The organism is Flavobacterium acetivorans (genome assembly GCF_020911885.1).
Taxonomy (GTDB): domain Bacteria; phylum Bacteroidota; class Bacteroidia; order Flavobacteriales; family Flavobacteriaceae; genus Flavobacterium; species Flavobacterium acetivorans.
Genome location: NZ_CP087132.1, coordinates 1,473,363 through 1,495,458, shown reverse-complemented (window position 1 = coordinate 1,495,458; position 22,096 = coordinate 1,473,363). Strand labels below are relative to the sequence as shown.

The window sequence follows — 22,096 nt, the reverse complement described above, 5'->3', positions numbered from 1 at the left end:
TTAAACAAAAAAAAATTATTTTAAAAATTCTAAAACGCTATCTGTGATAAATTTGATTTGTTCTTCATCAAGTTCCGTGTGCATTGGTAAGGAAATCACTTCTTTTACCAATTGATTGGTTACCGGAAAATCTTCTTCTTTATATCTTGGATCCAAATACGCTTTTTGAGAATGCAAAGGAATCGGATAATAAATAGCACATGGAATTCCTTTATCTAATAGATGTTGCATCAAAGCGTTTCTGTCAGCATCTATAATTCTTAACGTATATTGGTGAAAAACATGACAGTCGCAAATATCACAGATATTTGGCGCCACAATATTCTTATGCCCTTCAAAAGCAGCAGAATATTTCCTGGCCGCATCTTGTCTGGCTTTATTATACTCATCGAGTAACGGCAATTTAGCATTCAAAACGGCTGCTTGAATACTGTCTAAACGAGAATTTACTCCTACAACATCATGGTGGTAACGTTCATACATTCCGTGATTTACGATTCCACGAAGTTTGTGTGCCAAAGCATCATCATTTGTGAAAATTGCTCCGCCATCACCATAACAACCTAAGTTTTTAGAAGGAAAAAAAGAGGTTGCTCCTACATGTCCAATTGTTCCGGCTTTCTTTTTAGTCCCGTCCGAAAATTTACAATTGGCTCCAATAGCTTGAGCATTATCTTCAATAACGTATAAATTATGTTCCTTGGCCAAAGCCATAATCGCTTCCATATTGGCCGCACGACCAAATAAGTGAACCGGAACAATCGCTTTTGTTTTAGGCGTGATAGCCGCTTTGATTCTTTCCAGCGAAATATTCATATTATGCATATCTACATCGACTAAAACCGGTGTTAATTGCAATAATGCGATCACTTCTACCGTTGCTGCGAAAGTAAAATCGGCTGTGATTACCTCGTCACCTGGCTTTAAATCCAATCCCATCATGGCAATCTGCAAAGCATCCGTTCCGTTTGCACAAGGAATTACATGTTTTACATCAAGATATTCCTCTAACTCTTTTTGAAACTGGTGCACCTGAGGCCCATTAATGTATGTATTTGTATCTAAAACATTTTGAATAGAAGCATTTACAGTTGCTGCAATTTTATCATATTGACTTTTTAGGTCAACCATTTGGATTTTTTTCATTTCTATTTTTTTTAAATCAATTAGCTCCGAATCTCAATAATCTGGCTTAGCCAACACATTGTATTCATGACATTGTTCAATTCTACATGGGAGCAGTCCTCGTTAGACTTCATTAAAATTCTTAAGGGCAAAAATATGAATTTAAGCACTAAGATTTAAATGATAAACAAAAGAAACTGTATTTTAGCAAAATAAATTTATCCGTATGCTTTTTCTATACAACACGGCACTACAAATTGCCAGTTTTCTCCTAAAACCCATCGCTTTCTTCAATTCAAAAATCAAACTTTTTGTAGATGGAAGAAAAGTAGTTTTCCCTATTTTGGAACAAAAAATCAAAGCTTCCGATAAAACGATCTGGTTTCACGCCGCTTCGCTTGGCGAATATGAACAAGGCTTGCCGGTAATGGAAAAAATCAAAGAAAAATTTCCCAACCACAAAATCATTCTTACTTTCTTTTCTCCTTCGGGATACGAAGTCCGTAAGAACAATACGGTAGCTGATGTAACTGTTTACCTGCCTTTGGACACTAAAAGTAATGTCGAAAATTTCTTAAAACTGGTACATCCTGAAATGGCGTTTTTTATTAAATATGAGTTTTGGCTCAATTACTTAAACGAATTAAAAAAACAACAAACTCCTACTTATTTGATCTCTGGGATTTTTAGAGAGAACCAAATGTTTTTTAAATGGTACGGCGGTTTTTACAAAAAGGCATTAGACGCCTTCACTTTCTTCTTCGTTCAAAATGAAAGCTCTAAAAAATTACTATTAGAATTAAACAAAACCAATGTAGCCATTTCTGGCGACACCCGTTTTGACCGAGTTGCCACCATTTTGGAAAAAGACAATTCCTTAGATTTTATTTCTGAATTTAAAAACAATAAACTTACAGTAGTTGTTGGCAGTTCATGGCCAAAAGACGAAAATTTACTGATTGACTATATCAATTCGAACAAACATTCCATTAAATTTATTATTGCGCCACACAATATTAAAAGCGAACAAATCAAGCAACTAAAAGCCAAGATCTCAAAAAAAACAGTATTGTACTCTGAAAAAACGAGTAAAAACCTTACCGATTTTGATGTGTTTATCATTGACACGATTGGAATTTTGACTAAAATTTACAGCTATGCTGATATCGCTTATGTGGGCGGTGGTTTTGGAAATCCAGGTGTTCACAATATTTTAGAGCCGGCAACATTTGGTGTTCCAATAATTATCGGACCTAATTATTCCCACTTTGCCGAAGCTACAGCATTAGTCCATATGGGCGGCTGCATTTCGATCAAAAACAGCAAAGAGTTAAATACCGCTTTTGAAGATTTAATTATAAATGAAGACTTCCGAAACGAGAAAGGACACATTTGCAACACTTTTGTATTAATGAACAAAGGCGCTACGGCTATAATTTTAAAAAATATTTTGAATGATCCAATTTAAACCTTTAGCACTTTCTGACATTGATACCATCGTAGATTTGATGCAGCAATTTTACGCTATCGACAATTACCCAATTGACATTGAAATCTCTAAATCGTTATTTAAAGAATTTATCACCGATGAAAATCTGGGAAAGGCTTGGCTTATTCTATCCGAAAACGAGATTGTTGGCTATGTTATTTTAACCTTTGTTTTCAGCTTTGAATATCAAGGAAAAATTGCCTTTTTAGACGAATTGTATTTGACCGAAAAAGCGCGGGGCAAAGGAATTGGAAGCAAAACCATTGCCTTTATTTTGGACGAAAGTAAAAAAGCAGACCTAAAATTAATCTACCTTGAAATAGAAAACCACAATCAAAACGCACAAAAATTGTATCTTGCCAACGGTTTTGAATTACATAATCGAAAATTAATGGCATACAAAACCAGATAAAATTGAAAACTAAATTTATAAACATGAGATTTTTAAAGTTATTCGTATTATTATTCGTCATTCAAACCCAAGCCCAACAAGGTGGCATGTGGATTCCTTCTTTACTAAAAGGAATGAATGAGACAGAAATGAAAAATTTAGGCATGAAAATGTCGATAAAAGAAATTTATGATGTAAACCAATCCAGTCTGAAAGATGCTGTTCCGCATTTTAACGGTGGCTGTACATCGGAAGTTATTTCTCCAAAAGGATTAATATTAACAAATCACCATTGTGGATTTTCTCAAATCCAGTCGCATTCTACCGTAGAAAACGATTACCTAACTGATGGTTTTTGGGCGTATAAAATGGAAGACGAATTACCAAACGAGAATCTATACGTAACTTTTATCGTAAAAATTGAAGACGTTACCGCATCCGTACTGGAAGGAACAGCCGCACTTACTAATGAAGCGGAAAAACAAAAGAAAATCCAGGAGAATATTACAACTCTTAGCCGCACTTTACCAAAAGAAAGCTGGCAGGAAAACAAAATCCGTACTTTTTACGAAGGAAACCAATACATGCTTTTCGTAACCGAAACCTTTACCGATGTTCGTTTGGTGGGTGCTCCGCCTTCCTCAATTGGGAAATTTGGATCTGATACTGACAACTGGGTTTGGCCGCGCCATACCGGAGATTTTTCTTTGTTCAGAATCTATGCAAACAAAGACAACCGTCCGGCAGCCTACTCAAAAGACAATGTTCCTTACACGCCAAAACACTTCTTACCTATTTCACTTGATGGTGTAGCCGAAGATGATTTTACGATGGTTTTTGGATATCCTGGAAAAACAAACGAATATTTGCCTTCAGTTGCGATTGAACAAATCGTAAACGAATTGAACCCTGCAAAAATCGAAATTAGAGACAAAGCATTAAAAGTAGCCGATGGCTTTATGAGAAAAGACAATGCCATCAAAATCCAATATGCCTCTAAATATGCCGGAATTGCTAACTATTGGAAAAAATGGATTGGTGAAACCCAAGGTTTAAAAAAATCAAATGCTATTGCCATTAAAAAAGAATCCGAAAAAGTTTTCCAAAACAATATTACGAAAGCAGGCAAAGAGAAAGAATACGGCAACCTATTAACTGATTTTGACAAAAACTACACCGAAATAGCTCCTTATGCCTTAGCAAGAGATTATTTCCAAGAAGTGGTACAGCGTAATACCGAGTTATTAAGCGTTGCATACAGACTGTACCAATTGGAACAAGTATACAAAGCAAATGGTGAACAATCCTTCACAGATCGAAAAAACAATTTGATTACAGGTCTTTCCGGTTTCTATAAAAACTTTAACGCAAATGTGGATCAAAATGTTTTTGAGCAACTAATAGACTTGTATTCTAAAAAGTCCCCTAAACAGTTTTTACCTCAAAGCTTGGTAAATATAGATGCTACAAATCTGGCTACGGAAATTTACAGCAAATCCAGACTTAAAAGCTATCAAGATTTAAAAGAGCTATTGACCGGCGATACCAAAACCGTCTTAACCAACCTGAATAACGACAAAGCTTATCAACTTGTAAAAGAGTTGTCCGATAAATATTCTATAGAAGTGGCTCCAAAATACGATGAAATCAATTTAAAGATAACAGCCCTGCAAAGAACTTACATGAAGGCGCAGTTAGAATTAAACAAAGACAGCAGAATTTTCCCAGATGCAAATAGCACTTTAAGGGTTACTTACGGAAAAGTAAAAGGATATGAACCAAAAGACGCAACCATTTACACCCCTATCACCTATTTAGAAGGAGTTATGGAAAAATATGTACCTGGAGACTATGAATTTGATGTACCCGCAAAATTAATCGATTTATACAAAGCAAAAGATTATGGAATCTATGCCGAAAATGGCAAACTACCTGTAAACTTCATTGGTACGAATCATACTACAGGAGGAAACTCAGGAAGTCCTGCTATTGATGCAAAAGGAAACCTAGTAGGACTTAATTTTGATAGGGTTTGGGAAGGAACAATGAGTGACATCTATTACGACCCTAGCATTTGCAGAAACATTATGGTAGATGTAAGATACATCTTATTCATCATGGATAAATATGCCGGAGCTAAAAACTTGATCGAAGAATTAAAATTAGTCCACCCAAAAAAGACTAAAACACTGAAAACAAAAACAGTAAATAAAAAATAACGCTCAAAAACAAGTCACTTTATAGATGTATCTTTTCTATAAAGTGTCCTGTTTTAAAGGCTCCACCTAGGCACACTAATTTGAGCTTCACAAAAAACATTATTTTTTCAAAAAAAAAATGAAAATATATTTTACATGTCAAAAAATTTATATCTTTGCCTCGAATTAATAATTAACCTTTTATAATAAAGTAAGATGAAAAAAGTATTTTTAAGTTTAGCTGTTGTTGCTGTTTTAACTGTTGTATCTTGTAAAAAATCTGATGCTGCTGCTGAAGAAACTACTGCTGCTGACACTACTGCTGTAGTTGCTGATACTACTGCTGTTGTTGCTGACACTACTGCTGTTGACACTACTGCTGCTGCTGTTGAAGCTCCTGCTGCTGAGTAATTTTAAATTACATCAAAAAATAAAGCCATCCCACATTGTGTGATGGTTTTTTTTATGTCAAGAAAGCATAAAAAAGCGCCCAAAACAACTGGTTGTTTTTGGGCGCTTTTTTTCATTCACTAATCAATAAAAACAGATCAATCTTCGAACACAAAATTATTATTCGAAAAATCTAAAATCTCAGCTTTCGAACCATATTTCACAATCTCAGCAATTCCCTTTTCTACCATCAATTCCGTACTATACTTTCTACTAGTCGCCACAACCTCATTATCCACTACCACTCTAAAAAAAAACTTTCCTTTAGATGTTTTAAACTTCACATAAGAACAAGTCTCCAAAACAGACCTTATATGCTCTGCTGCCGACTCACAATCCATACGCAACTCATAGGCATTACTTGTAAAAATTGTCTTTCCCTTCCTAGAAGTAAATTCAAATTTATAGTCACCACTAAACCTTTTACTAATTACAAAAGAAGCCATATTTTTTTGAGTGATTTTTTTTATACAAAGCCAGAACCGACTTATCATAATCCCTATCCAAGAATAGTATTAAACAAAAAAAACCTCTTCAAAAAGAAGAGGTTTTTGTACTCAGAGCGGGACTTGAACCCGCACGAACATTGCTGTTCACTGGATTTTAAGTCCAGCGTGTCTACCAATTTCACCATCCGAGCATTGTGTGATGTGGAGCGAAAAACGGGGCTCGAACCCGCGACCTCGACCTTGGCAAGGTCGCGCTCTACCAACTGAGCTATTTTCGCATTTTCAATTCTTAAAAAGAACCGCAATACTTGTTCTGTATTGCGGATGCAAATTTAGGACATTTATTGAATTACACAAGTCTTTTTTACAAAAAAATCAAACAGAAAAGTTAAACTTCTGATAACCTCAACTTTAAAAACAAATAAATTTATTTCCTGCTTAGCATTCTCTTGATTTCATTCAATTTCATCAACGCTTCTACCGGCGTCACGCTATTGATATCCAAATTAAGAATCTCTTCCTTGATTTCTTCCAATAAAGGATCATCCAAATTAAAGAAACTCATCTGCATTTCTTCTTTATCCGATTTAACGCCACTCAACATCTCACCAGAATGATCTTTCTCCAGCTTCTTTAATATTTTTTGAGCCTTCAAAATCACTATCTGAGGCATTCCCGCCATCTTAGCCACATGAATACCAAAACTATGTGCACTTCCTCCTTTTACTAATTTTCGAATAAAAAGAACCGTATCTTTCAATTCCTTTACCGAAACATTATAATTCTGTATTCTAGGCAGCGACTCACTCATTTCATTCAACTCATGATAATGCGTTGCAAACAAAGTCTTAGGCTTTGAAGGATGTTCGTGCAAGAACTCCGCAATGGCCCAAGCTATAGAAATTCCGTCATAAGTACTGGTTCCTCTACCAATTTCATCCAGAAGCACCAAGCTTCTGTCGGAAATATTGTTCAAGATGGAAGCTGTTTCGTTCATTTCAACCATAAAAGTTGACTCTCCCATCGAAATATTATCACTCGCTCCTACTCTGGTAAATATCTTATCCACAATTCCCATTCTCACGCTGTCTGCCGGAACAAAACTTCCCATTTGAGCCAAGAGCACAATCAAAGCTGTTTGACGCAAAATAGCCGACTTACCAGACATATTGGGTCCCGTAATCATAATCAATTGCTGTGTTTCTCGATCCAAATACACATCATTGGCTATATAAGGCACTCCCACCGGCAATTGTTTTTCGATAACCGGATGCCTTCCGTTTTTAATATCCAATTCAAAAGTTTCATCCAGCTCAGGACAAACATATTTATTTTCAATGGCTAATTGAGTAAAAGAACACAAACAATCCAACTGCGCGACTAAATTCGCATTCATTTGAACCGGTTTAATGTAAGTCGAGATCCAAGCGACCAACTGTTCGAATAATTCCACTTCTATTTTGTGGATTTTCTCTTCGGCACCAAGGATTTTAGCTTCATACTCTTTCAACTCCTCCGTAATATAACGTTCCGCATTCACAAGTGTTTGTTTTCTAATCCACTCTGCAGGAACCTTGTCTTTATGCGTATTTCTAACCTCGATATAATACCCAAAAACATTATTAAAGGATATCTTCAAAGAAGAAATCCCTGTTCGTTGTGACTCTCGCAACTCTATTCCTTCAAGAAACTCTTTTCCTGAGGTCGATATCGCTCTTAAATCATCCAGCTCAGCGCTGATTCCTTTAGCAATCGCATTCCCTTTGGCAACAGCCACAGGTGCATCCTGATTTAGCGTCGTTTTAATTTTCTCCCGAAGCAAATCACAACTATGCAAACTGTCTCCAATAATCTTAACCGCTTCCTGCGAACTTTCTAATGCTAGTTTCTTCATAGGAATAATAGCATCCAAAGATTCCTTCAAATAAACAACCTCACGTGGCGAAACTTTTCCCGCCGCAATTTTCGAAATCAAACGCTCTAAATCCGAGATTTGTTTTATTTGATATTGCATACTTTGCAACACTTCTTGTTTTTCTTTCAAATAAGACACCACCTGATGACGACCTTGTATTTTGTTCGCATCCTTCAAAGGCAAGGCTAGCCATCGCTTCAACAAACGTCCTCCCATTGGCGAAAGCGTTCTATCGATAACATCCAGAAGCGTAACCGCATTTGGATTATAACTATGATACAACTCTAAATTTCGAATCGTGAATCGATCCATCCAAACGTAAGCATCTTCGGCGATACGCTGAATAGCAGTTATATGTTGCACCCGGTTGTGTTGTGTTTCGGACAAATAATACAAAATAGCCCCCGAAGCAATAATCCCTTCTTTCAAATCTTCGATTCCAAATCCTTTCAAAGAAATTGTTTGAAAATGCTTGGTCAAAATTTCATTTGCATAATCTTCCTTATAGATCCAATCTTCTAAATAAAAGCTATGATACTCATCTCCAAAATTCTCAAGAAAGTCTTTCTTATTGTTTTTTTGAACTAAAACCTCCGAAGGATTAAAATTCTGCAATAATTTATCAATGTATTCCGCGTTTCCTTGAGCCGTAAGAAACTCTCCAGTAGACACATCTAAAAAAGATACACCTATTGATTTATTGGCAAAATAGACAGAGGCCAAAAAGTTATTGGTCTTTGAATGCAAAACCTCATCATTCATCGAAACTCCAGGAGTCACAAGCTCAGTAACCCCTCGTTTTACGATGGTCTTAGTCATCTTTGGGTCTTCTAATTGGTCGCAAATCGCCACACGAAGTCCGGCTTTGACCAACTTTGGCAAATAGGTATTTATCGAATGATGCGGAAAACCCGCCAATGCAGTCTCCGTTTCAGAACCTGCTCCTCTTTTAGTTAAGGTAATTCCTAATATTCTAGAAGCTCTTACAGCATCTTCTCCAAATGTTTCATAAAAATCTCCCACCCGAAATAACAAACAAGCATCTGGATATTTCCTCTTGATTTCATTATATTGCTTCATTAACGGCGTTTCTTTAACTACCTTATCTTTAGCTGCCAAATTATTGATATTTATATTAATGTTAGAAATGACAGCGAATTTAAGATATTTAATAGCGAATATGGAAGGTCTTAAAGTAAAAAATAAAAAATTTTAAGTGTTTTTTAAGTTTTAATTTCAATATTTTCTATAAATTTGTTATGAATAATAAAACGACACAAAATGAAAAAAATATTTTTACTAGCTGTGCTTACAATTTTAGGGGTTACAACTTCTAACGCCCAAGAAACTACCAAAAAAATAAAAGCGAAAGCAGCAACTAAAGCAAGTGTTGCTAAAGTTGACGGAGCAGGAATCGTTTTTGTTACTGAAACAATTGATTATGGTACTGTTGCATACAATTCTGATGGAAAACGTGATTTTGTATTCACAAATAACGGAAACAAACCTTTAATTATAACAAATGCTCAAGGTTCATGTGGATGTACTGTACCAACCTATCCTAGAGAGCCAATTGCTCCAGGTGCAAAAGGAGTTATTAGCGTAAAATACGATACTTCTAGAGCTGGACAACCTTTCACAAAAACAGTAACTTTGACAACCAATGCTAATCCTTCTAACAAAGTTTTGACTATAAAAGGAAATGTATTGGCGGCTGATGCTCCAAAAAGCTAAATTTTAAAATAATATCATTAAAAAGCTTCCTCACTCTTGGAAGCTTTTTTTATTTCAACATACCCCAAAAAGAGAATGAGAAAATTAGAAAACAGTGAACTAGAAAGAAAATCAATTGAGGATTTCAAAAAATCAGAAAAAACACCAATCATTTTAATACTGGATGATGTCCGCAGTTTGCACAATATTGGATCGGTATTCAGGACTGCCGATGCTTTTTTGATTGAAAAAATATATTTGTGCGGCATAACAGCGACACCTCCAAACAAAGAAATTCACAAAACAGCACTTGGCGCAACAGATACCGTTGCCTGGGAACATAACGAAAACGTACTTGAAGTCATTGCCAATTTAAAAAAAGAAAACGTAACGACATTGGCGATAGAACAAGTCGAAAGCGCCATTTTTCTTCAAAATTTCAAAATAGAGAAAGACCAGAAATACGCCTTAGTTTTCGGGAATGAAGTTCATGGTGTTTCTCAAGAAGCAGTTGCCTTATGCGATGGCTGCATCGAAATTCCGCAACTTGGAACCAAGCATTCATTGAACATCTCGGTGAGCGCAGGAATTGTGGTTTGGGATTTATTCCAAAAACTGAAATGGAATCGATAAACTTTAAATTTAGTTTTTACACAAACGAATTTATTATTGTCATTTATTTCACACATTTCTTAACTATTTTTACAAAATCATTTTGAGAAATCGATTTTGTATGAAAAAAATATTCTTTATTGGTTTATTATTCAATAGTTTGTCTGGGTTTACTCAAAGCACTATTATTCCTGATGTAAATTTTGAAAAGGCGCTTATTGACTTAGGAATTGATAGTGGCATTCCAGATGGAAAGGTACTTACAGCTAATGTTCAACTACTTTCCAGTTTGGATGTTTCTAGTAAAAACATCACTAATCTAACTGGAATTCAGGATTTTTTGGCATTAACTAATTTGAATTGTTTTAACAATCAATTAACTAGTTTGGATGTTACTAAAAACATTTCTCTGACTTATTTATCTTGTTTTAATAATCAACTAACCAGTTTAGATGTCACAAAAAATACTTCTTTGACATATTTAGATTGTAACAACAATCTACTAACTAGCATTAATGTTACGCCAAACACTGCTTTGACTCATCTATTTTGTAATGATAATGAATTAACTAGCATTAATGTTACGCTAAATACTGCTTTAGCTGGTTTAGGTTGCAGCACAAATCAACTTACCAGTTTAGATGTTACCAAAAATACTTCTTTGACTTACTTATCTTGTTTCAGTAATCAATTAACTAGTTTGAATGTTATTAAAAACACCTCTTTGACTTATTTAACTTGTTCTTTTAATCAATTAACAAGTTTAGATGTTTCTAAAAACATGGATTTAAAGGAATTATATTGTACTACAAATCAATTAACCACTTTGGACGTTACCAAAAACACTTCTTTAAATGCTTTAACTTGCTGGAACAATCAATTAATTAGTTTAGATGTTTCTAAAAACACTTCTTTAAATCTTTTATTTTGTGACAATAATCAATTAACCAGTTTAGATGTCTCCAAAAACACCTCCTTGAATGATTTTGCTTGTTCTAATAATCAACTAATAAGTCTCAATTTAAAAAACGGAAATAACACAAATATCAATACCGTACCCTTTGACTTAACTTTCAACCCCAACCTAAGCTGCATACAAGTAGATAATCCCAGTTATTCCAACATCAACTGGACATCACACAAAGACGCCTCGGCTAGTTATTCCAATAACTGTAACGCAATAGTTCCTCCAATCAACAACTCCGCTCCCATTATTTCTACTATAGGTGACCAAATCTATTGCCCACTCACCAACATCAAAATAGTAACTGACATAACAATTACTGATTCAGACGACATAAGTACTGATGCAATTTATATTCAAATTACTTCAGGCTATATCAACGGACAAGATCAATTAATCCTTGCTGGATCACACCCAACGATCACAACGAGTTGGGATGTTGGCGAAGGAAAATTAAAACTATACAGTCCAACCGGAATACCAGTACTCTATACAGACTTTGTCGCAGCTATAAAGGATGTCCAATTCAACAATTCAACACTTAACCCATCAGGTATTCGGAACTTTTCCATTAGCATTGGACAGGCCAATTATCTTCCGTCATCAGGTCACTATTATCAATTTATCCCTAGCCCAGGTATCACTTGGACAAATGCGAAAACAGAAGCCGAATTAAGAACTTATTATGGCTTACAGGGTTATCTAGCGACCATAACAACTTCTGAAGAAGCACAGTTAGTCGGAGCGCAAGCTTCAGGCACTGGCTGGATTGGCGGTAGTGACGCTACAACGGAAGGGGTCTGGAAATGGATGACAGGCCCAGAAAAAGGGACTGTATTTTGGAATGGAATACAAAATGGATATACTCCAAACTTTGCCTTTTGGAACATCGGAGAACCCAACAATGGTTCTGGAAGCATTGAACATTATGCCCATATTACCGACCCAAACCTTCCCGGTGCAATCAAGGGCTCATGGAATGATTTAGCAGATATTGGAGGTCCCGGATTATATTATCCCAAAGGATATATTGTCGAATACGGCGGAACAACAGGAGACCCCATACTAAAAGTTGCTGCCAGCACAACAATAACAATCCCTCAAATCTCTGGAACAACTCCCGCCATAATTTGTGATTCTGGAGCCGTTACACTTAAAGCAACTGCTTCAATTGGAAATGTATATTGGTATGGCGACGCAACTGTTACTACTCCATTGGCAACAGGCAATAGTTTCACAACACCTCAATTACTGACCTCGACAACTTATTATGTAAGTACCGAATGCTCTACAACCAGAATTCCAGTAACAGCCACAATAGACAAAACCCCTACAATTAGCATGACAAACTCTCCTGTTTCCAGATGCGGTGCGGGATTGGTAACTCTAACAGCAAACTCTGATATTGGAAGTATTAAATGGTATTCAACCCTAACCGGAACATCTATCGAAGGGATAGGGACTCGTTTTACAACAAACATCACACAAAGTACAACATATTATGTAGAAGCCATAAATAACAGCTGTACCAATGGCATACGAATTCCAGTAACCATAACTGTTTACCAACCTCCTTTGGTGGCAGACGAAGAAGTAATACTTTGTGAATTAAGCACATTAACACTGGATGCTTTACTCCCAGGAATGCACTACGAATGGTCTACCGGCGAAACAACCCAAGAAATTATTGTATCAAATCCTGGTATCTACACAGTGGAAATAACCAGTTCCACACCGGAAAACTGTACCAGCACCAAAAAAATCACTGTGCTAAAACGCAATTTGCCACAGATAAAAAACATTACAATCAATGAAACTACCGTTGCAATCAATCTAAAAAATCCGGAAAATTATTTTGAATATTCTGTTGACGGCATTAACTATCAAAGCTCAAATATTTTTTTTAATGTCCCAAGCGGACTTCAAACAGCATATGTAAGAGAAGTTAATCTTTGCAGTTATGATTCACAAACCTTTATCATACTCAATGTCCCTAAGTTTTTCACCCCAAACAATGATGGGTATAATGATTTTTGGGAAATAAAAGGATTAATTAATTACTCAGAAGCCGAAGTAGCCATTTTTGACCGATATGGAAAATTAATTACCACACTAAACACATTAAAATCAACCTGGGACGGAACTTACAATAAAAATTTATTGCCTGCTTCAGATTATTGGTATGTGATAAAAATAGACCAAACAAAACCTGAGATAAAAGGCCATTTCTCATTAAAAAGGTAATTACATTAGCTTATTTTCTTTTTAATTTCATCCAAAATATAAAGATAATCTTCCTGATTTTTTACAAAATCCCTATCAGAAACATCAATAATCAGCACATTTAAATCCGTTTGTGATTTTATATAATCCAGATAGCCATTATTAATTTTATCTAGATATTCGGCTGGGATTTCTTGTTCGTAACTTCTACCCCTTTTCTTGATGTTTTGTAGTAGTCGTTCCGAATTTTGATACAAATAAACGTACAAATCAGGTTTTGGCATTTCCCTATAAATAATATCGAATAAGTTGCGGTACAAACGGTATTCATCATCTGCCAAGGTAATTTTGGCAAAAATCAAGGATTTAAAAATATGATAATCGGCAACTAGAAAATCTTTAAACAAATCAAATTGTGCTAAATCATCCGACAATTGCTGGTATCTGTCAGCCAAAAAAGACATCTCCAGCGGAAAAGCATAGCGATTCTGATCTTTATAAAATTTAGGTAAAAAAGGATTATCGGCAAAACGCTCCAAAACTGTTTTCGCATTGAAATCATCGGCGATTTTAGAGACCAAAGTTGTTTTTCCGGCTCCAATATTTCCTTCAAAAGCAACATAATTAAACTGTTCCAGAGTAATACTGTCCAAAGGACTTTCTAAATTCTGAACCACTTTGCAAATACTTAAATCCGGAGAACTCTCCAACAGTTCCGAGATTGTCTTATCAAAAACGGGATGTTTCCAATCTAAATTTAAATCCTGAACCGGCAGCAATACAAAATTTCTATTTTGCATTAAAGGATGTGGAATTTGCAATTTTTCAGAATCTACAATCTCCTCATCAAAAGCAACTAAGTCAATATCAATGATTCGGGACTGATATCCTTTCTCAGTTCCTCTAATGCGACCCAGTTTTTTTTCAATCTTTAAAGCCTGAGACAAGATTTTATGAGCCGTATTAAAGGTATGTAAAACTAAAGCACAATTGTAAAAATCATCACTTTCAAAACCCCAGGAAGGGGTTTCATAAACTCGGGAAACTTTGATAACAGTACCCATTTCCTGATGGATTAACTCAATGCAATGTTTTATATTTTCAAGTCGATCGCCTTGATTACTCCCTATAGATAAAATGACCTGATGCTGTGCTTTCATAATTAAGCACAAATTAACTAAAAGAATTTTAGAAATAGCGATATATTTGCGCAAAGTGTTGGAACTAAATTTTCACTTATACCATCTCGTAATGTAACATTTTAGCACTTTTCACTACTTATTATATAAAAATATTATTATGAAGTTTTTAGGAAATGTTTTGGCAACCATCATAGGGCTATTTGTCTTTTGCATGTTATTCTTTTTTGGAATTCTGATTATCGCAACCGTTTTTGGCGGTGAGGCCGAAACGGTAGAAATCAAAAACAATTCGGTTATCGAATTGAATTTGGAACACATCAAACATGATTATGCCGGAAAATACGAAGATCCATGGATCACCATTTTTTCAGACAAAAAAAATATCGGATTATCAGATGTTCTCTCGGCTATCGAAGAGGCTAAAATAGACGACAACATCAAAGGGATTTCTATCCTAAACAACTACTCCTCTTTAGGTATGGCACAAAGTAAAACGTTAAGAGATGCTTTGGAAAGTTTCAAAAAGTCAGGAAAATTTGTAATGGCTTACGCTAATTCCTATTCCCAAAAAGAATATTACTTAAACTCCGTTGCCAATACGATCTATATCAATCCTGTAGGAGATATGGATTTTAAAGGTTTGTCTTCTGAAATTATGTTTTTCAAAGATTTACAAGATAAATCCGGCGTAAAAATGGAAGTGATACGTCACGGAAAATACAAAAGCGCCGTAGAACCTTTCCTGGAAAACAAAATGAGTGATGCCAACAGGGAACAAGTTACTGCTTTATTAAATTCGATTTGGAGCTCTGTTGCCGCTGACATCTCAAAAAGCAGAAACGTATCTGTAGCACAACTGAATGCAATTGCTAATGGACTTCTTGCCAGAACACCAGCAATGGCAAAAGAACAAAAACTAGTAGACGTTGTAGCCTATGAAGATGTTTACCACAATGCCATCAAAAAAGCTTTGAAAGTTAACAAAGACGAAGACTACAACAAAGTCAGTATTTCCGAATACACCAAAAAAATAATGACTACTGCAGCGCTGAATGACAGTAAAGATCAAATAGCCATAATTTATGCCCAAGGCGAAATTCAAGGCGGCGAAGGTGATGTTACCACTATAGGCGAAGGATCGATGCGCCGTTCATTGCAAGATGCAAGAAAAAACAAAAACGTAAAAGCCATTGTACTTCGTATTGACAGTCCTGGTGGAAGTGCCTTGACCTCTGATTTAATTTGGAGAGAAGTCGAATTAACAAAAAAAGTAAAGCCAGTCGTGGTTTCCATGGGCAATTATGCGGCTTCGGGCGGGTATTATATCGCTTGTAATGCGAACACTATTTTTGCCGAAAACAACACCATCACAGGCTCTATAGGGGTTTTTGGAATATTACCTAATTTTAGCCAACTAGCCACTAAAATAGGAATAAACACAGAACAAGTAAAAACCCATGAAAATGCGGCAAGATACAGCCCATTTGTACCTATTGACGAAAAATTCAAAGCAGTCACACTGGAAGGAGTAGAACACATCTACAAAACTTTTGTAACCCACGTTGCCGAAGGTAGGAAAATGACCTTTGCACAAGTGGACGCCATTGCACAAGGTAGAGTTTGGACGGGTTCTGAAGCGATCAAAATTGGATTGGTGGATAAAATCGGTGGATTAAAAGATGCAATTAACGAAGCAGCAAGATTATCTAAAACAAAAGATTTTTCTACTCAAAACTATCCAGAATACAAGAAAGACATCAATGATCTTTTTGCCGAATTCCCTTTTGGACAATCTAAAGAAGCCTTAATAAAAGAAGAAATTGGCGAAGAGAACTACAGGGTCTTAGAACAAATAAAAAAACTACAAACTAAAAAAGGAGTTCAGGCAATGATGCCATTTGAAATCAACATCCAATAAAAGAGTTTAAAACCAAAAAAGAATCCGTTTGATTAAATTTCAAACGGATTCTTTTTTATGACAACTTTAAAGATTCCTTAATTCATAAAATATTATTTTTGTAAATAAATTAAGGCAACATTTTTGCACTACTAATTGAAAAACAAAAACATTAAAAGATATGCTAAAGAAAATTTTAAAAATCACCGGAATTACAATCATCCTATTTGTTGCGGCATTATTCGCTATTCCGTATTTCTTTAAGGATCAAATAAAAGCTAAAATTGCAGATGCTATTAATCAAAAAGTAGATGCAAAAGTCACTTTTGCAGAAGCTGATTTGAGTTTGTTCAAGAGTTTTCCTAACGCCACAGTTACCTTAGATCAATTACTGATCATCAACAAAGCGCCATTTGAGGGCGACACTTTAGTTTCGCTTGGAGAATTAAATTTAAAAATGTCTATCAAGGAACTTTTTAAAGGAGAAAACGAAGCGATGAATATCGAAGGAATTTCGTCAAAAAACGGTTTAATAAATATCATTTTCAACAAGGATGGAATTGGCAATTATGACATTGCTCTCAAAGATGACACTAATACGGACGATACCAAAAGCAAACCTTTATCCTTAAAAATACAGGATTATAAAATAGAAAATTTCCAGTTTCGCTATTTTGACGAAAGTTCCAAAATAAAAATGCGCATCGATAGTCTGAACCATGAAGGAACTGGAGATTTTGCGGCATCAAAATTGGATTTGGTCACTAAGTCGACTGCAAAAGTGTCTCTCGACATGGACAAAGTCAATTACATGAAAAATGTTGCACTAACACTCGATGCCGTTTTAGGAATTGATTTAGAAAAAAGCAAATATACTTTCAAAGAAAACAAAGCATTAATCAACCAATTACCGCTAGAATTTGATGGGTTTATTCAACTTGTTGAGGCTGGTCAGGAATATGATTTGAAATTTAAAACACCCACTTCCTCTTTCAAAAACTTCTTAGGAATCATTCCAGCGGCCTATGCTTCGAGTTTAGATAATGTAAAAACGACCGGAGATTTTACGGTCATCGGCTTTGCAAAAGGCCTTTATTCAGATACGACTGTTCCAAAATTCAATGTCGAAATCGCATCAAACAATGCTTCATTTCAATATCCTGATCTACCAAAATCAGTTCAAAACATTATCATTGACACTAAAATTATAAACGAAACGGGAATCCTGAACGATACTTATGTCAATCTGGACAAACTTTCTTTTAGAATAGATCAAGATGTTTTTAATGCAAAAGCAAACATTAGAAATATAACTCAAAACGCCTTAGTCAATGCGGCTTTAAAAGGAACCATCAACTTGGGGAATTTATCCAAAGCTTATCCCGTAAAACTGGACAAACCTTTGAGCGGAATTTTGAAAGCGGATGTAACCACCAAATTCGACATGCAATCGGTCGAAAAGAGTCAGTACCAAAACATCAACAATGCTGGAACGATGAGCTTGACCGGATTTAAATATGTTGATGAAAATGGCAAAACCATGAACATCAGCAAAGCCTTGGTACAATTCAATCCAAATCAGGTCAATCTAAAACAATTTGATGCTGCAACCGGTAAAAGTGATCTTAGTGTAAGCGGCGTTTTAGAAAACTTTTATGGTTTTATCTTTAAAAATCAAGAACTAAAAGGAAACTTTAACCTGAATTCTAATCAAATTGCGGTTAGCGATTTTATGACCACAGAAGAAGCCAGTAAAGCGGAGACCAAACAAACAGAAGCCATGAAAATTCCCGCTTTCTTGAATTGTTCTCTTACTGCAAAAGCGAATACGGTTTTATACGATAACTTAACTCTAAAAAACGTTTCTGGAAAACTGATTGTTAAAGACGAAAAACTGACGATGGAAAATGTAAAAACATCTATTTTTGGCGGAACCATTGGCTTAAACGGAGCAGTTTCCACAAAAGGAAAAACACCTACTTTTGACATGAATTTGGGGTTAAACCAAGTAGACATCGCGCAGTCATTTACCCAATTGGACATGTTGAAAAAAATTGCTCCAATAGCAGGAATTATCAACGGAAAATTAAATTCGACCATAAAACTGAACGGAAATCTAACCGATTCCATGAGTCCTGATTTAAAAACATTAACGGGAGATTTATTAGGACAATTACTTTCAACAACCGTCAATTCAAGTAATTCCACCTTACTGACAGCTCTAGGTTCAAATTTGAAATTTATTGATTTAAAGAAAATCAATTTAAATGATTTAAAAGCGGCAATTACTTTCAAAAACGGCATGGTTAACGTAAAACCTTTTGATATCAAATATCAGGACATAAAAGCAAACATTGGCGGAACACATGGCTTTGACCAAAGCATGAATTACAATTTAAAATTTGATGTTCCTGCTAAATATTTAGGCTCTGAAGCCAACGCCTTAATCGCAAAACTATCTCCAGCTGATGCTGCGAAACTGGAAAACATTCCAATCAATGCCATGCTAACAGGTAATTTTACAAATCCTAAGATATCCACTGATTTAAAAACGGCAGTTAGCAATCTGACCAATCAATTGATTCAACAACAAAAAGAGAAATTGGTTGGTAAAGGCACATCGGCATTGACTGATTTAATCAACAAAAACAAAAAACCTGGCGACACTACCAAAACAGTTGTCCCGGCAACTAAAGAAGAAGTAAAAACAAAAGCGAAAGAGGAAGTTAAAGCGAAAGCCTCGGAACTATTGAACGGACTTTTCAATAAAAAGAAAAAAGTAGCCGACACTACAAAAGTAAAATAAAAAGCAATTTAGAATTTGTCCTAAAAAAAGAGGAATCCTGATAGTTCAGGATTCCTCTTTTTTATTGCTTTAATAGTATTGTTTAGTTTAAACAGCAATTTTCACCACATAACCCTCAGAGCCTCTAATATTAAAAACCGTTCCGTCTTCAAATAAAAGATACTGCCCTTTTATACCGGTTAATTTCCCTTGAAAATGAGGCGTTTTATCCAAACTCAAACTTTTAACTTTGGCAGGATATTCCAAAACAGGATAATGCATCTCGTACAAATCATTTTTATTCAAAAAGAAGTATTCCTGAACTTCGGCAGGAATGAGGTTTTCCAGTTTCAATCGTTCTTGAATTAAGTCAATATGCTCTACAGAATTAGTTAACATTTTTCGCCAATTGGTTTTATCGGCATAATGGTCTTTTAGTGCTACCTCAGTGATTCCCGCCAAATAACGATTGGGTACTTCCACTATCGAAATGGCCTGAATTGCTCCCTGATCAATCCATCGGGTAGGCACTTGGGTTTTTCTGGTCACTCCCACTTTTACTTCACTTGACAAAGCCAAATAAACAATATGAGGTTGCAATTGTACTTTCTGTTCATAAACCAAATCCCTGTCAGCTATTCCCAAATGGGCGGTACTTAACTCCGGTTTCATAATCCAATCTCCAACAGCAGCACTGGAATAAAAACATTCATAGCAAAATCCCTGACGAAATATCTTCTTCTTCTTTCCACAATTCAAACATTGATAGCCTTCAAAATTGATTTCAATATTTTTATCTAACAATTGATTTACGTTTAAAAAACTATCCTCAAAAACCAAATAATATTGAATCGGCTCTCCAAATTCTGTTTGCATCTTAGTAAGTACTCCCTCGTATTGCATTAAGTTTAAATTTTAAAGTTTGAAGTTTAACAAATTTTGTTATTTTTGGTAAAGTTAATATTCAAATCTTAAATTTCACCCTTTTTGCAATTGCAAAAATTTGAAATCTAAAATCGTTAATCAACAATCTGAAATCTATATGCCATTAACAATAATAAATTCTTTTGCATCTTGGGTTTTAAAGCAACGAATCCACCAGATTGAACTTTTCATAAAATACCCCAATGAAGTTCAGGAAGAGTTATTGTTAAATCTAATACGAGGCTCCGAAAAAACAGCCTTAGGCACTGAATATGACTATGCGTCCATAAAATCATACCAAGCATTTGCTGAACGAGTTCCTATTTCTACTTATGAAGAATTACAACCCTTAATAGAGCGCACCAGACAAGGCGAACAGCATGTTTTTTGGGAGACCCCTATAAAATGGTTTGCCAAATCAAGCGGAACCACTAATGCCAAAAGCAAATTTATTCCTGTCAGCAACGAAGCGCTGGAAGACTGTCATTACAAAGGAAGCAAAGATTTACTTTGTTTGTATTTGAACAACAACGAAGACTCTGAACTCTTTCTTGGAAAAAGTCTTCGCCTTGGCGGCAGCTCTCAAATATATGAAGATAAGAATACTTTTTTTGGCGACTTATCGGCGATACTGATTGAAAACATGCCTATTTGGGCTGAATTCAGCAGTACGCCAAGCAACAAGATTTCGTTGATGAGCGAATGGGAAGCCAAAATCGCAGCCATCATAAACGAAACCAAAAATGAAAACGTCACCAGTTTCGCCGGAGTTCCATCGTGGATGTTGGTTTTAATGAATAAAATGCTCGAAGAAACAGGAAAAGGAAACTTACTGGAAATTTGGCCTAATTTAGAAGTGTATTTTCACGGTGGCGTCAGTTTTGAACCATATCGCGACCAATACAAAAAAATATTACCGAAAAAAGATTTTAAATACTACGAAATATACAATGCCTCTGAAGGTTTCTTTGCCATTCAGGACTTGAACAATTCCAGTGATTTACTGTTAATGTTAGATTACGGAATTTTCTACGAATTTATTCCAATGGATACTTTTGGAACTGCAAACCAAAAAACGATCCGCTTGTCTGAAGTGGAGCTTTTCAAAAATTATGCTTTGGTCATTACTACCAATTCTGGTTTGTGGCGCTATTTGATTGGTGACACCGTTCGTTTCACCTCATTAAATCCGTACCGAATTAGAGTAACTGGCAGAACTAAACACCACATCAATGTTTTTGGCGAAGAATTGATGGTCGAAAATACCGATCAGGCCATAGCCAAAGCCTGTCAGTTGACCCAATCAGAAGTTATTGATTATACAGTGGCACCTGTTTTTATGATTGACAAAGAGAAAGGAGCACATGAATGGATGGTTGAGTTCAAGAAAAAACCAGCCGACGTAGCCCTTTTTCAAAGAATTCTAGACGAAACTTTACAGTCTTTAAACTCAGATTATGAAGCCAAAAGACACAACAATATGACGCTAAATCCGCTAATTTTAAATGTGGCTCGCGAAAACCTGTTCTATGACTGGTTAAAAGACCGCAACAAACTAGGCGGACAACACAAAATTCCAAGGTTGTCCAACCAAAGAGATTATTTGGAACAGTTGAAAGACAGGCAATTTACAGCAATTTAACCCATGAAAACAATTCACCTAATAGCCGTGTTTTTCATTTTAACTTCCTGTGGGCCGCATAGAATGCGTTGTGGCGCAAGAGGAATTTGCCAAACTCAGCCCGAATTGATTCAGCCGGAAATCCAAGCAAAAATCACTATTAAAGCATAAAAAAATCCCGTATTGAACTCACAATAC

General features: G+C 35.6%; 16 protein-coding genes and 2 tRNA genes. 11 read left to right on the top strand and 7 right to left on the bottom strand.

The features are described 5' to 3' along the window. Positions 1-15: 15 nt before the first annotated feature. Positions 16-1,146: a DegT/DnrJ/EryC1/StrS family aminotransferase gene (locus LNP19_RS06585; RefSeq protein WP_230063986.1), complete on the bottom strand. Its 1,131-nt coding sequence runs from the start codon at positions 1,144-1,146 to the stop codon at positions 16-18. Positions 1,147-1,351: 205 nt separating this feature from the next. Between LNP19_RS06585 and LNP19_RS06580 the strand changes: the two genes are divergently transcribed. From LNP19_RS06580 to LNP19_RS06565, 4 genes are all read left to right on the top strand, one after another. Next, positions 1,352-2,593: a 3-deoxy-D-manno-octulosonic acid transferase gene (locus LNP19_RS06580; protein WP_230063985.1), complete on the top strand. Its 1,242-nt coding sequence runs from the start codon at positions 1,352-1,354 to the stop codon at positions 2,591-2,593. Continuing rightward, positions 2,580-3,026, top strand: coding sequence for a GNAT family N-acetyltransferase (locus LNP19_RS06575; RefSeq protein ID WP_230063984.1), 447 nt, complete (start codon positions 2,580-2,582; stop codon positions 3,024-3,026). The genes LNP19_RS06580 and LNP19_RS06575 overlap by 14 nt, the downstream gene beginning before the upstream one ends. Before the next feature lie 23 nt (positions 3,027-3,049). Beyond that, positions 3,050-5,224 carry a S46 family peptidase gene (locus LNP19_RS06570; protein WP_230063983.1) on the top strand — a complete coding sequence of 725 codons (2,175 nt, stop codon included), beginning with the start codon at positions 3,050-3,052 and terminating at the stop codon, positions 5,222-5,224. Positions 5,225-5,419: 195 nt separating this feature from the next. Next, entirely contained in the window at positions 5,420-5,614 is a 195-nt protein-coding gene (locus tag LNP19_RS06565) for a hypothetical protein (RefSeq protein WP_230063982.1), read from the top strand. 137 nt (positions 5,615-5,751) lie between these two features. On the opposite strand, the gene LNP19_RS06560 is transcribed toward LNP19_RS06565, so the two are convergent. The 4 genes from LNP19_RS06560 to mutS form a co-directional block, all read right to left on the bottom strand. Continuing rightward, positions 5,752-6,099, bottom strand: a complete 348-nt coding sequence (locus LNP19_RS06560) for a DUF1508 domain-containing protein (RefSeq protein WP_230063981.1) — start codon at positions 6,097-6,099, stop codon at positions 5,752-5,754. A gap of 108 nt (positions 6,100-6,207) precedes the next feature. Beyond that, positions 6,208-6,293, bottom strand: a tRNA-Leu gene (locus LNP19_RS06555). A gap of 11 nt (positions 6,294-6,304) precedes the next feature. Further along, a tRNA-Gly gene (locus LNP19_RS06550) sits at positions 6,305-6,380 on the bottom strand. A 149-nt stretch (positions 6,381-6,529) separates the two neighbouring features. Next, positions 6,530-9,136, bottom strand: a complete 2,607-nt coding sequence (gene mutS, locus LNP19_RS06545) for a DNA mismatch repair protein MutS (protein ID WP_230063980.1) — start codon at positions 9,134-9,136, stop codon at positions 6,530-6,532. A 162-nt stretch (positions 9,137-9,298) separates the two neighbouring features. Here mutS and LNP19_RS06540 point away from each other — a divergent pair, with 162 nt between their 5' ends. The 3 genes from LNP19_RS06540 to LNP19_RS06530 all read left to right on the top strand — a co-directional run bounded on the left by LNP19_RS06540 (position 9,299) and on the right by LNP19_RS06530 (position 13,550). Next, entirely contained in the window at positions 9,299-9,751 is a 453-nt protein-coding gene (locus tag LNP19_RS06540; RefSeq protein WP_230063979.1) for a DUF1573 domain-containing protein, read from the top strand. A 75-nt stretch (positions 9,752-9,826) separates the two neighbouring features. Continuing rightward, positions 9,827-10,363, top strand: a complete 537-nt coding sequence (locus LNP19_RS06535; RefSeq protein ID WP_230063978.1) for an RNA methyltransferase — start codon at positions 9,827-9,829, stop codon at positions 10,361-10,363. Between the two features lie 100 nt (positions 10,364-10,463). Then, a complete protein-coding gene (locus LNP19_RS06530) occupies positions 10,464-13,550 on the top strand; it encodes a T9SS type B sorting domain-containing protein (RefSeq protein WP_230063977.1) in 3,087 nt (1,028 codons plus the stop codon). 5 nt (positions 13,551-13,555) lie between these two features. Here the strand turns inward: LNP19_RS06530 and folK are convergent, their stop codons facing one another. Continuing rightward, positions 13,556-14,689, bottom strand: a complete 1,134-nt coding sequence (folK, locus tag LNP19_RS06525; RefSeq protein ID WP_230063976.1) for a 2-amino-4-hydroxy-6-hydroxymethyldihydropteridine diphosphokinase — start codon at positions 14,687-14,689, stop codon at positions 13,556-13,558. Between the two features lie 139 nt (positions 14,690-14,828). Between folK and sppA the strand changes: the two genes are divergently transcribed. Next, entirely contained in the window at positions 14,829-16,589 is a 1,761-nt protein-coding gene (gene sppA, locus LNP19_RS06520) for a signal peptide peptidase SppA (protein WP_230063975.1), read from the top strand. A gap of 160 nt (positions 16,590-16,749) precedes the next feature. Continuing rightward, on the top strand, positions 16,750-19,374 hold the full coding sequence (locus LNP19_RS06515) for an AsmA family protein (protein WP_230063974.1): 2,625 nt from the start codon (positions 16,750-16,752) through the stop codon (positions 19,372-19,374). 87 nt (positions 19,375-19,461) lie between these two features. Here LNP19_RS06515 and LNP19_RS06510 read toward each other — a convergent pair whose 3' ends face one another. Then, a complete protein-coding gene (locus LNP19_RS06510; RefSeq protein WP_230063973.1) occupies positions 19,462-20,256 on the bottom strand; it encodes a DUF2797 domain-containing protein in 795 nt (264 codons plus the stop codon). A 139-nt stretch (positions 20,257-20,395) separates the two neighbouring features. On the opposite strand from LNP19_RS06510, the gene LNP19_RS06505 reads away from it, so the two are divergent. Continuing rightward, entirely contained in the window at positions 20,396-21,919 is a 1,524-nt protein-coding gene (locus tag LNP19_RS06505; RefSeq protein ID WP_230063972.1) for a GH3 auxin-responsive promoter family protein, read from the top strand. Between the two features lie 3 nt (positions 21,920-21,922). Then, positions 21,923-22,069, top strand: coding sequence for a hypothetical protein (locus LNP19_RS06500; RefSeq protein WP_230063971.1), 147 nt, complete (start codon positions 21,923-21,925; stop codon positions 22,067-22,069). Positions 22,070-22,096: the final 27 nt, after the last annotated feature.

What these genes read in the sequence shown, in the direction of transcription:
- LNP19_RS06510 (WP_230063973.1), bottom strand. Translation starts at nt 20,256, where the DNA reads ATGCAATACGAGGGAGTACTTACTAAGATGCAAACAGAATTTGGAGAG.
- folK (WP_230063976.1), bottom strand. Translation starts at nt 14,689, where the DNA reads ATGAAAGCACAGCATCAGGTCATTTTATCTATAGGGAGTAATCAAGGC.
- LNP19_RS06505 (WP_230063972.1), top strand. Translation starts at nt 20,396, where the DNA reads ATGCCATTAACAATAATAAATTCTTTTGCATCTTGGGTTTTAAAGCAA.
- LNP19_RS06570 (WP_230063983.1), top strand. Translation starts at nt 3,050, where the DNA reads ATGAGATTTTTAAAGTTATTCGTATTATTATTCGTCATTCAAACCCAA.
- LNP19_RS06515 (WP_230063974.1), top strand. Translation starts at nt 16,750, where the DNA reads ATGCTAAAGAAAATTTTAAAAATCACCGGAATTACAATCATCCTATTT.
- LNP19_RS06530 (WP_230063977.1), top strand. Translation starts at nt 10,464, where the DNA reads ATGAAAAAAATATTCTTTATTGGTTTATTATTCAATAGTTTGTCTGGG.
- LNP19_RS06535 (WP_230063978.1), top strand. Translation starts at nt 9,827, where the DNA reads ATGAGAAAATTAGAAAACAGTGAACTAGAAAGAAAATCAATTGAGGAT.
- LNP19_RS06580 (WP_230063985.1), top strand. Translation starts at nt 1,352, where the DNA reads ATGCTTTTTCTATACAACACGGCACTACAAATTGCCAGTTTTCTCCTA.
- LNP19_RS06575 (WP_230063984.1), top strand. Translation starts at nt 2,580, where the DNA reads ATGATCCAATTTAAACCTTTAGCACTTTCTGACATTGATACCATCGTA.
- sppA (WP_230063975.1), top strand. Translation starts at nt 14,829, where the DNA reads ATGAAGTTTTTAGGAAATGTTTTGGCAACCATCATAGGGCTATTTGTC.
- LNP19_RS06560 (WP_230063981.1), bottom strand. Translation starts at nt 6,099, where the DNA reads ATGGCTTCTTTTGTAATTAGTAAAAGGTTTAGTGGTGACTATAAATTT.
- LNP19_RS06585 (WP_230063986.1), bottom strand. Translation starts at nt 1,146, where the DNA reads ATGAAAAAAATCCAAATGGTTGACCTAAAAAGTCAATATGATAAAATT.
- LNP19_RS06500 (WP_230063971.1), top strand. Translation starts at nt 21,923, where the DNA reads ATGAAAACAATTCACCTAATAGCCGTGTTTTTCATTTTAACTTCCTGT.
- LNP19_RS06540 (WP_230063979.1), top strand. Translation starts at nt 9,299, where the DNA reads ATGAAAAAAATATTTTTACTAGCTGTGCTTACAATTTTAGGGGTTACA.
- LNP19_RS06565 (WP_230063982.1), top strand. Translation starts at nt 5,420, where the DNA reads ATGAAAAAAGTATTTTTAAGTTTAGCTGTTGTTGCTGTTTTAACTGTT.